Genomic DNA, 14,861 nt, shown 5'->3' with positions numbered 1-14,861 from the left:
AAATGTGCGAAAATCAAGCAAACTCCCAAGTCTTGAGGTACTGGGTTTGCGCAGAGATCAGGCCGACTCCCTTTTCTTCCCCAGACGTCATTTTCTTAAAACATTCGGGCTGGCATGTTTGGCTGGCAGGGACCTATTTTCCGGCGGCTTTGGCGCAAACCGGTTCGCGGTTGCGCCCGGGACGCAACCGGGGCCGGGACCTTATTTTGTCGTAGTCCCGCCGGCGGCCAGTGGAATCACGTGGCGACACGTGAATGGCAGGTCTCCTCAATACTATCTTCCAGAAACCACGGGGGCAGGCTGCGCCTTTATTGATTACGACAATGACGGCTGGATGGACATCTATCTGGTGAATAGTGGGAAATGTGATTTTTACGATCCCCAGCCGCCACTTCGTAATGCCCTCTATCGAAATAATCGCGACGGCTCGTTTACGGAGGTTACGGAGAAGGCGGGTGTTGCCGGCGGCGGCTATGGGATGGGCGTTGCAGTTGGCGATTACGATGGCGATGGATTTCCGGATCTGTATGTAACCCAGTACGGCCGCAGCATTCTTTACCACAATAACGGGAACGGAACCTTCACAGATGTGACTGAGAAAGCCGGGGTAAGCGCGCCCGGGTGGGCGTCCAGCGCCGTTTGGTTCGATTATGACAATGATGGAAAACTTGATCTCTTCGTCTGCCGATTCGTGGATTTCGATAAATCGAAGAACAAGTTCTGCGGCAACACGGCAACCAAAGAACGCTACTACTGCGTTCCCCGAGTTTACGATCCTATGCCCAGCTGGCTGTTTCACAACAATGGAGACGGGACGTTTACCGACGTGAGCCGCGAATCTGGGATAGCCCAGTCCTTGGGAAAAGCGTGGGGAGTAGTCGCTTCGGACATTAACAACGACGGATTTCTTGACCTTTTCGTCGCCAACGATACGGTACAGAATTTTCTTTTCGCAAACCAGGGAAATGGAAAATTCACGGAAATCGGAGTTGAAGCCGGCGTCGCTTACAGCGCCGAGGGCAATCCGCGTTCCGGAATGGGGGTTGACGCGGCTGACTACGATGGCGATGGTTGGCCGGATCTTTTCGTCTCCAACGTTGATCGGGAGATGTACTCCCTCTACCACAACAACCATGACCAGACTTTCGACGACGAATCCATCGGGAATGATATTGGCAAAACGACATTGCTGATGAGCGGGTGGGGGTTGAAGTTTTTCGACTTCGACAACGACGGGAACCCGGACCTTTTTCTGGCGAATGGCCACCCTGACGACAAAGTTGAAACTCGCGACAATACCGTCAAGTATTCTGAGCCGATGCTGCTCTACTGGAACAGCGGTGCCGGGTCCAGGCGAACGTTCAAGAATGTAAGTGCGCAGGCAGGCCCGATTTTCAACGAGCGCTTCGCGGCACGTGGTATGGCCATTGGAGACTTCGACAACGACGGCGCGGTGGACGTGTTGGTTGCTGTTAACGACGGCGCCCCCTTGCTTCTACGTAATGTCGCCGCCAAAGGGAGCCACTGGCTGGGAATTCGTCTGGTAGGAAAAAAGGCAAACCGCGACGCTGTAGGAGCGCTCGTGACCTGGCAGGCAGGAGATCTAAAGCGCCATCAATTCAAGGCTGGTGGTGGGAGCTACCTGGCTTCTCATGATCCGCGTATGGTGCTGGGTATCGGCCAGCGTCCGAAACTCGATTGGGTGGAGGTCAAGTGGCCGCAGCCCAGCGGACTGGTCGAGCGATTCACGGCTCTGCCGATTGATCGTTACATCACCATTGAAGAAGGCAGCGGGAGCGCACAACCAGCAGCAAGGCGAAAATAACAATTGTTTGGCGCAGAGGACCGCAGCTTTTCAGCGCCAGAACAAATCGTCACTGCAACTTAGACCGACTATGCGAATGTGCTTGACAGCACTACGTCTTTTCCAGTACCACCAAGCAGCGAATCTATCGCTCTCCTCCACGCTGTCGCGATCGTAAGTTGTGCTGAGGTGAAAAATGAAACGTAGCCTTGCGGCCGGCTTTGCTCTCTTCCTGGCCTTCGCAGCCCTGTTTGCTCCTCCGCTTCAATCCCAAGTCACGGTGACGGTGCAAGGTCGAGTATTTGACAGCACCGGCGCGGTCGTTCCCGATGCCAACGTCACCGCCGTCAACACCGCAACCAGGATCTCGCGCAGTGCAACTACCAGCCCAACCGGCGACTATCAGATAGGGTTGCTGCCAGTGGGCGATTACGTGGTAACTGCAGGCAAGTCTGGCTTTCAATCTCTGGGAAAGAAAGTGAGCCTTGATATCGGGCAGACTGCAGCCCTGGACTTCAACCTGGCTATTGGCAAGGTGACGGAAGAAGTCAAGGTAGAGGACGTGGGGGTTGCTGCTGAGCCCACGCGAACCATGATCAGTTCGGTCATTGATGAGCAGAAGATCGAGAACCTTCCCGTCAACGGCCGTCAATTCATCGATTTTGCTTTGCTCGCACCGGGCGTCACTATAGGGGACACGACCTCGGGCAGCACTGACGTCATCATTGAGCCGGTCACCAAGCTTTCCTTCGCGGGTCAGAACATTCACTACAACTTTGTCGCCATTGATGGGGCGGACAATATCTCCACGGCGTCAGGAGTGCAGAAATACACGCCTTCGCAAGAAGCAGTTCGCGAATTCCGTGTGATCAACAGCGATTACAGCACGGAATTCGGCCGCGCAGTAGGCGGCATCGTTAACATAATCACCAAGAGCGGGACCAACCAGTTTCACGGGTCGGTGTATGAGTACTTTCGCAACGATGCTCTGGATGCGAAAAGCCTCCTCGCCTCACAGGACCCGTCCAGCTGTCGCACCCCTGGCGTTCTCAGTTCGGGTGGTTGTCGTTTTCTGAATAAGCTGCGGCAAAACCAGTTCGGCGCCACCTTTGGCGGCCCGATTATCAAGGATAAAACTTTCTTCTTCGCGAACTATGAGGGCCAGCGGCGCAGCGAGTCCCCTTATTACAACTCAATCATCCTTAATCGGCTCGACGCCATCAACGCCTTCAAATCGAGCATTGGTTTTCCCGCGGAGAACCTTAACGTCACCCGCACCACCAACTATGACAATGCCCTGTTGAAGCTGGACCATTCCATAAATCAGAAGCAGTACGTCTATTTAAGATATTTTCTGGATGACAGCCGCTTACAAAACTACTCTCCGCTGAATGATGGGTCGGACCTGCCCTCCGGGTTCAAGAACAACTACTCACGCGATCAGTCGTTGGTGGGAAGCTTGACCTCCACTTTTTCTAACACGATGACCAACGAGCTGCGCATGCAGTATGCGCGGCGCTCATTTGATTTCCCCACCGTGACGGCGCAGCCGCACATGGAGGTGGCGAACCAGTTTGCTATCGGGGTGAACCGCGGCAATCCCGACTTCTACAATGAATCGCGGTTTGAGGTGGTGGACAATGCGACCAAAATCGCCGGTCGCCACACGCTGAGCTTCGGCGGCGACTTTAATTTTGTCCGCACAACTGAATCGTTCCCGCTGTTCTATCCCTTCGAGGCGACTTTTGTGTGCATCGCTCCCGATCCCACTAACCCCAACTCACCGTGCAATGGCTCTAACCTGCAAGACCATACGCCAGTGGTTCTCTGGATGGAGCGCTTTCAGGCGCCGAATTTCACAGAACCTTCTTTTGATCCGGCAGTTTTCCGATCGGCTGGCTATCCCTCCAATATCCGCAATCAGGCCAAAGGCACGCTCAACCACACCTACAACGGCCTGTTTGTTCAGGACAAATGGCGGGCCACCCAAAACCTGAACTTGAGCCTCGGTCTGCGTTGGGACTTTGAGACTTGGCCAAGTAGGGTTCTGGACAATCCGATGAACAATTTCGATCCCCGAGTCGGGTTTGCGTACAGCTTGGGAACCAGCCGCAATGTCGTGGTGCGCGGCGGCTTTGGACTCTTTCACGGAATTATTCCTTCGCCGCTGCTCATGTGCCAGGAGCCGAGCTGCGGCGGCACTGCGGCATTCGGTAAATTCCGGCCCGGAGAGGACAATCTGAACTCTACCTCTCAACTTTTTGGCTATGCCGGATTCTTTCCTGGTGCGTTCAAGAACGCTTTCAACCAATTAATTGCCAGCGGCACCTATCCCGACCCAAACAGCGCCGCCACGCCGGGTGTTCTGCTGCCGGCCACCATTGTGCGTTTCACGCAGAATCATAAGGAGCCCTACGGGATTCAGAGCAGCTTGGGAATCGAGTTTCAACCCTTCAAGGACACTATCCTCGGCGTGAGTTATCTGCGTACCCATGGCGTGCACTTGGGAAGTTTCTTCAACATCAATCAGCCGCCGCCTAGCGGGCAAGTGTTTGCACACGATTCGCATGGCAATCTGGGTGCGAAGAATACGTTCTTTGCTTGTGCGATACCTGGAGTATCGCCATCGGCGTGCCCCACCGGGGTGCCTCTCATTCCTGGCGCAGCGAATCCAGCTTACTTTACTTTTTTCGAGGCTGATTCACGCTGGTGGTCAGAGTTCGATGGCTTACTCGTCAATCTCAACAAACGTATGGGACACCACGTCAGTTATGGCCTCAGCTACACATGGGCTAAGAGTTTGGACAATGGCCCGAATCCGAGCTTCGTGCTTATTCCTCAAGACAGCGGCAACTTTGGCCAGGAAAAGGCCCTCTCCTCCGACCACGTCGCCCATCGCTTTGTAGGGAACATGACTCTCGCCGGACCGACGAACATTAATCCGGTCGTGAACGGATTTGAACTGTCGACTATCGTGACGCTGGAGTCTCCGCATTATTTCACCAAGTTCACTGGCTTTGACGTCAACGGCGATGGATTTCCGCTGAACGATCGTGTGGGCGTCGAGCCCAGGAATACCTTCAGAGGTGACAGCTATCAGACCGTTGACCTGCGTCTCTCGCGCACCTTTAAGGTAACGGAGCGGACCAGCCTGCAGGCTATGGCCGAAGCCTTCAATGCTTTGAACAACACCAATATTCGCTTCTTCAATACCGTGTACGGCGCGCCAGATTTTATTCCGGCGGGAACACCGGGCACGTTCCTCAGTGGCTCGCCGAATCCGGGCTACGGAACGCCGCGCGCAGTTTTCAATCCCCGGCAGATCCAGTTCGCGGTACGGTTGACGTTCTGAGCGGGATAGTCTGACCTGCGAAGTGTGGAAATTGCCGATGGGCGGGCGAGTCGCTCGCTGGCTCATAGAAAGTCGCGTACCCAACCTGCCATGGCAGCTAACCGGCAAACGCTCAAAGTAACAATCCCTCTCGCCGGCGGTGAGCGCGGTTTCGCAGCCATGAGTGCCAGTCGACTGCTGATGATCGGCGGCATCGCCCTGATCGTTGCCGGCATGATCTTCGGCGAAATCTTTGCGGTTTTTGTTCTGCATCAGAATGCCGGCCGTACCGGCCAGAAATTACTGGCGGCAACACTGGCTGTGGCCGCGCAAGATTCCGCCGGAGTGCGCGCGCAATTGCAGGGTCTTGGCGGCGAACTGGAAGACCGAGGAACGAAGGTGGACACTCACGTCCACCTGACGGGCTTCGGCTATCTCGCCCTGCTGCTGGCATTGGTGCAGCCCTATTTGGCGATCAGCGAACGGCGCAAGCGACAATTGGCGGGCATATTCCTGGCGGGCGCGGTGCTGCTGCCGATCGGTGTTTTTCTGATCCACTACGTTGGACTGAGCTACAGCCCGTTTGCGGCGATCGGATGGGCGAGCGTTGTAGCCGATTTTGGCGGGCTGCTTCTTATCATCGCCGGAGTTTGGTATTTCACTGGACTGCTAGGGTCTCGCGGCTCCGCGGCTTCGATTGCCAAACCTGAATGGCTGAACGATCAAAGCTGGTCGGGGCGCGTGCTTCTCACCGGCGGCACTTTGCTCATCCTGCTCGGATTTCTGGATGGAGCTTTTTATGCCGGATTTGAGTTATATCGCCACGAGGCGGTGGAAGCGACACTTCTCAGTTCCATGTTGGATAATGCCGCCAAGTTCAATCCGGCCGCGGCTACCCAAGACGTGAGCGATTACGGACACCTGCAAGCCCAGAAGGCGGTCCATATTGCGGCGCATTCTCACATCATCGAATTTGGATTAATGGCAATGCTGCTCTCGTTTATCCAGCCTTACATTTTTCTCAGCGAGCGCTGGCGGCGGCGCTGGGCGGTCGTACTGCTGATTGGTTCTGTGATATTGCCGGTTTTTGTTTTGCTGGAACTTCACATTGGATTGCTGGCCGGCGGTATCGCTGATTTCGGCGGCTTGCTGGTGGTGAGCGCGCTCATCGGAATGCTCTTCGGCGTCGTCCGCCATAGCGGGCGAAGTGACGCCAGCGCGGGAGCTGAGTCGTGAGCCGAGCCCGCAGGCTGCTGATCGTCTCCGGATTGGTATTGGCGCTCTGGGGCATGTGCTACGGCCTCCTATACGCCGTTTTATCTGAGCACCAGGCGCTGGAGGCGATGGGCGGCTCGCTGCAAACCGCTTTCACGAGCGCGGCTGAGCGCCGCATGAGCGACGCGCATAGTGCCATTGCGTCCTACGCAGCCACGAAATTCAATTACGTCCGCGAAGTGGATGTTCACTCCCACTGGATCGGTCTCGCGATGGTGCTGATTGCCCTGGGTGTTGTTTTCGATCGTGTGGCTTTCCCGGCTCGGGTTCGAGTGTGGATCGCAGCGTCTTTGGCGATCGGCTCCGCTATTTTTCCCTTGGGTGTAATCCTGCAGACCGCGCGCATAGGTCGGGTGGCCTCCGGAATGGCGGTGGCCGGAACCGCACTCGTGACTCTTGGGCTGGCTGCGGTTGCGCTCGGCTTTGCCAGAAGGCCCACCAGCGCGGCATGACAACCTGGGTCTGTTTCCGCGCAAATCCTGTCTCTGGTAAGCTTATCGGCCCACCTGAGAACCGTTTCGTACTCGGGTAGGGCCCTGATCGAAGCACAACGATGTATCCCCGTGCGTTCCGCTATCACCGGGCTGGTTCGCTAAAAGAGGCGGCCACGATGCTCTCGCAATTGGGAGCGGACGCCAAAGTGTTGGCCGGCGGCCAGAGCCTGATCCCGCTGATGAAGCTGCGCTTTGCCAATCCGGAGCATCTGGTTGACCTCAATTTCGTCCCCGGGCTCTCGTATGTAACCAATGGCGATAGTCAGTTGCGCATCGGCGCCCTCACCCGCCACGCCGAAATAGAAGACTCCGAGATTGCCGCTCGCATTCCCATCCTGCATGACTGCGCCGCCGGCATTGCCGATGTACAGGTGCGTAATCGAGGCACCGTCGGCGGCTCGCTGGCAGAGGCTGATCCCAGCGGCGACTGGGGACCGGTATTGCTCACGTTGGCGGCAGAAGTGCGTTGCATCGGGCCGAAGGGTGAGCGTGTGCTGCCGATTTCAAAATTCTTTGTTGACGCTTACACCAGCGCGCTCGCGCCCAACGAGTTGGTCAGCGAGGTGCTCGTAAAATCGCCGCCTAAGGGAAGCAGCGGCGCTTACGTGGCTTTTAAACGATCTGCCCCGGTGTATGCCAGCGCTAGTGCGGCGGTGCAACTTACGTTGGAGGGTGACGTTTGCCGCGAAGCGGCGATTGTCCTCGGGGCTGTCGGACTGATGCCCATTCGCGTCCAGGAGGCCGAGGGCGCGCTGCGGGGGCAGAAGATTACGCCGCAGACTACCGCGCAGGCGGCAGAAGCGGCGCGGGCCGCCGCTGATCCGCAACCAGATATGCGCGGCTCAGCCGAGTACAAGCGTGTGTTAGTGGCGGGACTAGTTAAGCGCGCCATTGAAGTTGCCGCGCGCCGGGCGCGAGGCGAACGGGTCGAGATTACTCATGCCTACTGCTGAAAAGATTGAGCGCGTTCCCATTGACGTGAAGGTAAATGGGAAGCCGCACGCGCTCGAGGTCGAGCCGCGAACGCTGTTGGTGGAACTGTTGCGCGAGACGTTAGACCTGACCGGCACGCATGTAGGCTGCGATACCAGCTATTGCGGCGCTTGCACTGTGCTGCTGAATGGTAAAGCGGTTAAGTCGTGCACGGTGTTTGCGGTTCATGCGGATCAGGGCGAAGTACTCACGGTGGAGGGCCTGGCTAAGAATGGGGACCTCCATCCCATCCAGGCGGCCTTTGGCGAAAACTACGGACTGCAGTGCGGCTATTGCACGCCGGGGTTGCTGCTGTCTACGTATCAGTTACTCGACGGCAATGCCGATCCCAGCGAAAAAGATATTCGCAAGGCCATTGCCGGGAATACCTGCCGCTGCACCGGCTACCAGAATATTTTCAAGGCAATCAAGGCGGCGGCACGTCAGATGAGGAAAGCATAGGATGGCAATTAAGTTCGGCGGTGAGTTCGAAGTCAATCGCAAGCCGGAAGAGGTGTATGACTTCCTCACCGATCCGAATAAGTTTGCGCCACTGCTACCCGATTTTCAGGGCTTGACCGTGCAGGACCCGACGCACTTCACCGTGAAGGTCAACGTCGGTATCTCCTACATCAAGGGAACGGCCGAGGTGAAGATGCATCTCGCTGAGGCGGAACGTCCAAAGCGAGCCAAATATGTGGGCCAGGGTAGTGTAGCTGGCGGCAGCGCCAGCGTTACCGCAGGATTTGATCTCTCGCCGACACCGACGGGCACCAAAGTAAAGTGGAGCGGTGAGGCGCAGATTTTCGGCCGGCTGACCTCAATCGCAGGCGGACTGCTCGAGCCGCTCGCTCGCAAAAATGTGCAGAGGTTGATTGATTCGCTTCAGGCGGCGCTTACATAACGACCGAGATATCGCGGCCGAAACTTTGGACATGAGTAGCGACGGCAAAAACGGACACCAGAAAAAATGGGTAGGTCAGCCTCTCCCCCGCAAGGAGGAAGGCAGGCTGCTGCGCGGCAAAGGCAAGTTCATCGACGATATCAAGCTGCGGGAGATGTGCTGGCTGCGATTTGTCCGCTCGCCGTATGCCCACGCCCGCATCGTGAGCATAGATACCGCAGCTGCCGAAGCCGTGCCCGGCGTAGTTACCGTCCTGACCGGAAGTGACATCGAGCCGCTGACCAAGCCATTCATCGAGATCGGGCCCGATCACTGCCAGAAAATTGCCGACTACCCCATGGCTTGTGGCAAAGCGCGTTATCAGGGTGAGCCGGTGGCCGCCGTTGTTGCCGAATCACCGCAGATCGCCGAAGACGCTGCCGAACTGGTGCAAGTGGAATACGAGCCGCTCCCCGCCGTGGTTGATGCCGAGCAGGCGCTCACCAATAAAAGCATTCTGCACGAACTTGCGGGCACAAACCTGGTGTGGCGCGGAGTATTCGAATATGGAGACGTTGAGAACGCCTTTCGCGACGCGGCGCACGTGGTTGAGATCGACCGCCTTCACTTCCACCGATTCTCCAGCACGCCGCTCGAGAACAACGTGGTGATCGCACACTGGGACGCGAAAGATGACCGCCTGTATTTCTGGTGCAACAATTCGTTTCCGTCTTTTGCCATTCAGTTTCTCTCGCCGCACCTTGGCATTCCGATTGACAAGATCCGAGTGCAGACAGAAGACATCGGCGGCAGCTTTGGAATAAAGATCACGAACTACACTCAAATGGCAGTGTGCGCGCTGGCCTCACGCAAATGTGGTGGCCGGCCGGTCAAATGGGTAGAGACGCGCTCCGAGCACATGACTTCGAGCGCGCACGGCAACGAGAGGACTTTCCGCGATACCCGGGTGGCGCTCGATAAAGACGGCGTTATCACTGCTATCAGCTCGCGCCACATTGACGACTGCGGCGCCTATCCGCGCTACGAGCCGTTGGGCTGCGTGATCTGGTCGCAGGTGTTTCCGGGAGTTTACCGATTTAAGAACGCGCGTATTGATTTCAGCCAGGCGGTTACCAACAAATGTCCTGTAGGGCCCAACCGGGGCTATTCCCGCATGCAGCACCTCTGGTTCTTGGAGCGTGTGGTGGACATTTGTGCGCATGAGCTGGGAATTCCTCCCGATGAAATGCGCCTGCGCAACTACATCCGTCCGGAAGAATTTCCCTACACCACGCCGAACGGCTGCATCTACGACTCCGGCAACTATCCCAAGATGCTGGCGCTGGCAAAAAAGTTGATCGGCTGGGACGATTGGAAGAAAAAGCAAGTGCAGGCACGCCGGGAAGGTCGCCTGATGGGGATTGGAATTGGTACCACTCTGGATTCTGGTACCAACAATTTTGGTCAGTCGCAGATCGTGAATCCGCATGCGCCGTTTTCAGGGAATTCGCAAGGAGCCAACGTCAAGCTTGATATTTATGGCGAAATCGTTGTCGCGGTCGGCTCCTGTCCTCAGGGACAAGGCCACGAAACCACGGCGGCACAGGTAGTGGCGGACGTGCTCGGCGTGCAGCCGGAGACGGTGACAGTCCGCACCGGTTTCGACACCGATCGCAACGTTCACACCGGATTTTCCGGTACATATGCCAGTCAGTTCGCAGTTTCAGGCTTGTCAGCTGTGCACGGTGCGGCTCAGAAATTAAAGAAAGAAATGCAGCGCCTGGCCGCGTTCGCACTGAATGCCAAAGAAGACGAGCTCGAGTTTGGCACTGGTGCGCAAGGGCCGGAAGTTCGCGTACGCGGCACCGAGCGCGCAATCAATTATTGGGGATTGTCTAACATCGTCAACGTCAACAGTGCGGTCCTCCCGGAGGAATTGAACGATGTAACCTTGAACTGCCGTTACATCTGGCGCGCGCCGTTCAAAGTTCCGGATAAAGTTCGGAAGTACGGCAATCTCACGCTGACGTACGCGTCGCAACTGCACATAGCGGTCATCGAGGTCGATCCCGACACTTATGTTCCGAGGATCCTCGACTACGCTGCAGTGGACGATTGCGGCACGGTGATCAATCCGCCGATTGTCGAAGGCCAAGTTTACGGCGCGACGGCACACGGAATCGGCGCAGCGCTCATGGAAACTTGCGCGTACGATGACGTCGGCAACATGCTCACCAGCACCTTCAGCGATTACACGCCCATTACTGCGGTGAACATGCCCACTGTGAAGTTTGGCGACATTCAAACGCCGTCGCCGCACAGCTACAGCGGCGCGAAGGGCATGGGGGAAGGTGGCGCCGCTCCGATTCACACCATCTCGGCGGCACTACAGGACGCGCTCTTCGAGCGCGGCATCATCATCGACGACTCCTTCAACAATGGTGACCGGATATTTCAGCTGATGCAGGCACAGCCGACGGGAAAGACGCGGAAGGGCGTTCGGGTTGAGAATCGGGGAGTGCGGGCATGAAGTATCTTATTTGATCTGTGAAATCCGTGTAGCTTTGTGGCAACGAATTTTGGTGCGTATCCGAGAATCGCATGAAGCGCGTCGGCATTGTCGGTTGCGGCGCGATTGGCAGCCTGTACGCCGCGCATCTGGCGCAGGTTGCCGAGGTACACGTGCTGGTCAGGCGTGAGGAACAAGCACGCGCTCTCAACCAGCACGGATTGCGAGTTTCGGGGACGCACCAGTTCTCAGTGAAGCTGCAGGCGACTACCGATTCCAGGCAATTGCCCGAGTGCGACCTGGGAATCGTCGCCACAAAGGCGACCCAGACGGCTGAGGCGATCGCGCCGGTGGGTGAGCGATTCAACAAAGGCGCAATCATCTCGGCGCAAAATGGCCTGGGCAGCGAAGAGATAATCGCGCAGCATACTCGCGGATACGTAATTCGCGGCACCACTTTTATGAGCGGCACGCGTCACAGCGACAACCATGTGCAATACGAGCTTGATACCGCCACCTGGCTAGGGCCATTCGAGCCGAGTGGCACGCCATTTGACGTGGTGAAGGAGGCGGCTGAGTTGATCGTTGCCGGAGGACTGAAAGCGGAGCCGCTGGAAGACGCGCGCCCAGCACAATGGTCGAAGCTCATCTTCAACGCGTCGGTGAACTCGGTGTCGGCACTGTCCGAATTGCCGCACTCGCCGCACTTTGCCGCCGAGCGCCAATTTTCCGATCTCGGCCATTTGCTGCATGCGCTGATCGAAGAGGGAAAGACAGTTGCGGCGGCGCGTGGAATCGAACTGCACGAGGATCCTTGGGAGATGAACAAGATTGGCGCGCAGACCAATCATCCACCTTCGATGCTTTACGACATTCGCCGCCATCTGCCTACGGAGGTCGATTTTCTCAGTGGTGCGATTGCGCGCGAGGCCGAGCGCGCCGGAGTCCCTGCACCGTTACACTCGGCGATGTACCGGCTGATAAAAGCGAAAGAGGCATCCTGGACGTTCAATGAAGAGAACCGGCCAACCTCGAGCCGAGCAGCGCTATCTTGAGATAAAAAATGCCGTATCCCATTGACACTCTGAAGCTCGACCGCGTGCGCGCTCTCATGAAAGAGCAGGAGGTGAGCGCGCTGGTGGTGCGCGCCCCTGACAATGTTCTTTACCTTACGAACTACTGGTGCATGAAGGGCTACGACGCCGCGGTCTTCCCACGCGAAGGCGATCCAACGCTGATTGCGCTTGAGCCGCAGCTTGCGGATGCGCAGCGCAACGCCTGGACCAAGGACATCCGACTATTCAAAGGCTACGATGAGCGCGACCCGCGCCCGCCCCAATACCGCGCCCTCGATGTTGCGCTCCAGCTCCTGCGCGACCGCGGCCTGACCGACAAAGTGGCGATCGAGCTGAACATGGGGACTCAGAGTGCCGACCGCATGGTGGGCGAGCCGACAACTCCCACACAAATGTATTTCGACGCGTTCCGCAAGATTTCAGGTCAGGTGATCGATTCCACGCCGTTGCTCAGCCAAGCCCGCGCCATTAAGACCGCTCAGGAGATCGAGCGCATGCGCCTGGCCAATGAGCTGGCCGCGCTCGCCATGGACTACACCCGTGAGCACATGCGTCCGGGGATGAAAGAAAGCGAAGTTGGCGGCATGTATGAGAGCTTCGTGCACCGCATTGGCGTCGGCTACAAAGGCGAGGTCGAGATGGCGCGCGCGTTTACGCTGGTGTGGTCGGGTCCGGGGATCCGCACATTTACCGCGACCGGCGACCGTCCCATTCAGAAAAATGAACCTACACTGTTTGAGATTTGGGTATGTGCCGACGGCTATTGGACCGATCTTACTAAGAATGCTTGTCCGGGCGAGCTCACCCGCGAATATCAGAAACTGCTCGACCTGCTGCTGAAAGTTTTCAGCGAGGCGGTACGTTTTTCACGTGACGGCGCCAGTTTTCCCGAACTCGACCGGTTGGTCCGTGCGCGCATCGCGGAAGGCGGATACCCCGGTCAGCCTTCGCACCCAATTTGTCACGGCGTGGGTACACGGGCGCACGAGCCGCCTTATGCGCATCAGGCGGGCGGCGGAACCATTCGCAAAGGTATGGTGCTGGCGATCGAACCGGGCATTTATTGGCCACAGGGCGGCGGTCTGCGTCTGGAAGATAATTTTTTTGTCACCGGTGATGGCAACGAAAAACTCTGCACGTATCCAGACGATTTTCGCCTGGCGGCTACGACGCGAGCGCCGTCAACTGCGGCGGTTTAAGCTTCGAAAAGAAGTCCGAGAGAGACGACTGAAAAGAATGGCTGCCCCGCAAAAAAAGCAAGCACTCGAACTCGCCGATCGGATCGTCGCGGCGGTGGACGAGCAGCAGATCGTCTCCATGGCCTGCGATGTGGTCAACATCCCGAGCCCCACCGGCGACGAAAGCAAGATGGGCGAGTACATGCGCCGGACCTTCGAATCAGTCGGACTCACTGTGACTTGGCAGGAAGTGGAAGAGGGCCGCGCTAATGTAATTGGACGCTGGGAAGGCGACGGAGACGGCCGCGCCAAATCGCTAATGTTCAACGGTCACATGGATACGTCTAATACAGGATCGGAACAGTTCCTCACAGGAATTGGCTACAAGCCGAATGCGGTAGTGAAGAACGGCATGATCTATGGTCTCGGCATTTACAACATGAAGGGCGCGCTGGTCTGCTACACCCAGGCCGTGGCCGCGCTACAGCGTGCCGGCGTGAGGCTCGAAGGTGACGTGGTGCTGGCCGCAGTTGTCGGCGAGATTGAGAAAGCCCAATGGGGCGAATATACAGGCAAGCAGTACCGAGGCTACGGGGTGGGAACGCATTACCTGGTGAACCACGGCGTGCTGCCCGACATGTGCATTCTTGGCGAACCCACCGACATGCAGCTTGTGCTCGAACACTACGGGTCGCTCTGGGTGCGCTTCTCCACCAAAGGTATTTACGTGCACTCCGCTTTCAGCGAAGGACGCCAGGAGCAAACTTCGGTTCGTCGCATGAATGACGTGCTGCAGGCAGTTGTGAAGTGGAGCGCCGAATGGGAGAAGAAAACTTCCTATGGCGGTCATAGGGGAGTAGCGAACCTGGGTTGCATTCAGGCAGGACACCCCTGGCGCGTGAGCCGCACCCCCGACCGCGCCGACTTGTTTCTTGATATGCGTGTACCGCCGAACATGTCTTTGCAAGAGGCGCGGCGCGAGGCCAAAGCGCTTTTCTCCGAGCTGAAGAAGCGTTTTCCTGAGTACGGCCTCGAATTCGAGACTTTTGTCTCTGTTCCTGGCGCCTCCATTTCCGCCGATCACCCCATGGTGAAAGCGATCGAGGCCAACCATCGCCGGGTCATGGATAAAGCGCCGAAGCGCGACACTGTTCTCTGGTGCTCGGATGCTTCGGTGCTCACTCGCTTCGGGATTGAGACTGTAAACTATGGTCCCTCTAGTGGGCCGCGAGATGCCGAAGGCGAAAAAGTTGCGATCAAAACGCTAGTGGACATCACCAAAATTTACGCGCTCACTGCCGCGGAACTCTGTGGCGCACATTAATTTGTCTTCGGATTA

Annotated in this window: 11 protein-coding genes; all 11 read left to right on the top strand. The window is 57.3% G+C overall.

The features are described 5' to 3' along the window. Positions 1–46: 46 nt before the first annotated feature. The 11 genes from VFA76_06170 to VFA76_06120 all read left to right on the top strand — a co-directional run bounded on the left by VFA76_06170 (position 47) and on the right by VFA76_06120 (position 14,846). Positions 47–1,825: a CRTAC1 family protein gene (locus tag VFA76_06170; protein HZR31420.1), complete on the top strand. Its 1,779-nt coding sequence runs from the start codon at positions 47–49 to the stop codon at positions 1,823–1,825. Positions 1,826–2,000: 175 nt separating this feature from the next. Beyond that, complete coding sequence (locus VFA76_06165; protein ID HZR31419.1) at positions 2,001–5,156, top strand: carboxypeptidase regulatory-like domain-containing protein; 3,156 nt, start codon at positions 2,001–2,003, stop codon at positions 5,154–5,156. Positions 5,157–5,315: 159 nt separating this feature from the next. After that, complete coding sequence (locus VFA76_06160; protein HZR31418.1) at positions 5,316–6,371, top strand: hypothetical protein; 1,056 nt, start codon at positions 5,316–5,318, stop codon at positions 6,369–6,371. Then, the gene (locus tag VFA76_06155) at positions 6,368–6,862 is read left to right on the top strand and encodes a hypothetical protein (GenBank protein HZR31417.1); all 495 of its coding nucleotides are present in this window, start codon (positions 6,368–6,370) and stop codon (positions 6,860–6,862) included. Before VFA76_06160 ends, VFA76_06155 begins: the two co-directional genes overlap by 4 nt. Before the next feature lie 101 nt (positions 6,863–6,963). Next, complete coding sequence (locus VFA76_06150) at positions 6,964–7,857, top strand: xanthine dehydrogenase family protein subunit M (GenBank protein ID HZR31416.1); 894 nt, start codon at positions 6,964–6,966, stop codon at positions 7,855–7,857. Continuing rightward, positions 7,844–8,338 carry a (2Fe-2S)-binding protein gene (locus VFA76_06145; protein ID HZR31415.1) on the top strand — a complete coding sequence of 165 codons (495 nt, stop codon included), beginning with the start codon at positions 7,844–7,846 and terminating at the stop codon, positions 8,336–8,338. The genes VFA76_06150 and VFA76_06145 overlap by 14 nt, the downstream gene beginning before the upstream one ends. A gap of 1 nt (position 8,339) precedes the next feature. Beyond that, positions 8,340–8,780, top strand: a complete 441-nt coding sequence (locus VFA76_06140; protein HZR31414.1) for a carbon monoxide dehydrogenase subunit G — start codon at positions 8,340–8,342, stop codon at positions 8,778–8,780. Positions 8,781–8,811: 31 nt separating this feature from the next. Then, entirely contained in the window at positions 8,812–11,289 is a 2,478-nt protein-coding gene (locus VFA76_06135) for a xanthine dehydrogenase family protein molybdopterin-binding subunit (GenBank protein ID HZR31413.1), read from the top strand. Positions 11,290–11,360: 71 nt separating this feature from the next. Beyond that, the gene (locus VFA76_06130) at positions 11,361–12,323 is read left to right on the top strand and encodes a 2-dehydropantoate 2-reductase (protein ID HZR31412.1); all 963 of its coding nucleotides are present in this window, start codon (positions 11,361–11,363) and stop codon (positions 12,321–12,323) included. A gap of 8 nt (positions 12,324–12,331) precedes the next feature. After that, positions 12,332–13,543 carry a Xaa-Pro peptidase family protein gene (locus VFA76_06125; GenBank protein ID HZR31411.1) on the top strand — a complete coding sequence of 404 codons (1,212 nt, stop codon included), beginning with the start codon at positions 12,332–12,334 and terminating at the stop codon, positions 13,541–13,543. A 37-nt stretch (positions 13,544–13,580) separates the two neighbouring features. Then, positions 13,581–14,846, top strand: a complete 1,266-nt coding sequence (locus VFA76_06120; GenBank protein HZR31410.1) for a M20/M25/M40 family metallo-hydrolase — start codon at positions 13,581–13,583, stop codon at positions 14,844–14,846. Positions 14,847–14,861: the final 15 nt, after the last annotated feature.

The sequence above is a fragment of the Terriglobales bacterium genome, assembly GCA_035651655.1.
Lineage (GTDB): Bacteria > Acidobacteriota > Terriglobia > Terriglobales > Acidobacteriaceae > DASRFG01.
Note: the sequence above shows the minus strand (reverse complement) of the source record. Positions and strands in the feature narration are given on the sequence as shown.

What these genes read in the sequence shown, in the direction of transcription:
- VFA76_06145 (HZR31415.1), top strand. Translation starts at nt 7,844, where the DNA reads ATGCCTACTGCTGAAAAGATTGAGCGCGTTCCCATTGACGTGAAGGTA.
- VFA76_06125 (HZR31411.1), top strand. Translation starts at nt 12,332, where the DNA reads ATGCCGTATCCCATTGACACTCTGAAGCTCGACCGCGTGCGCGCTCTC.
- VFA76_06150 (HZR31416.1), top strand. Translation starts at nt 6,964, where the DNA reads ATGTATCCCCGTGCGTTCCGCTATCACCGGGCTGGTTCGCTAAAAGAG.
- VFA76_06140 (HZR31414.1), top strand. Translation starts at nt 8,340, where the DNA reads ATGGCAATTAAGTTCGGCGGTGAGTTCGAAGTCAATCGCAAGCCGGAA.
- VFA76_06130 (HZR31412.1), top strand. Translation starts at nt 11,361, where the DNA reads ATGAAGCGCGTCGGCATTGTCGGTTGCGGCGCGATTGGCAGCCTGTAC.
- VFA76_06165 (HZR31419.1), top strand. Translation starts at nt 2,001, where the DNA reads ATGAAACGTAGCCTTGCGGCCGGCTTTGCTCTCTTCCTGGCCTTCGCA.
- VFA76_06120 (HZR31410.1), top strand. Translation starts at nt 13,581, where the DNA reads ATGGCTGCCCCGCAAAAAAAGCAAGCACTCGAACTCGCCGATCGGATC.
- VFA76_06135 (HZR31413.1), top strand. Translation starts at nt 8,812, where the DNA reads ATGAGTAGCGACGGCAAAAACGGACACCAGAAAAAATGGGTAGGTCAG.
- VFA76_06160 (HZR31418.1), top strand. Translation starts at nt 5,316, where the DNA reads ATGAGTGCCAGTCGACTGCTGATGATCGGCGGCATCGCCCTGATCGTT.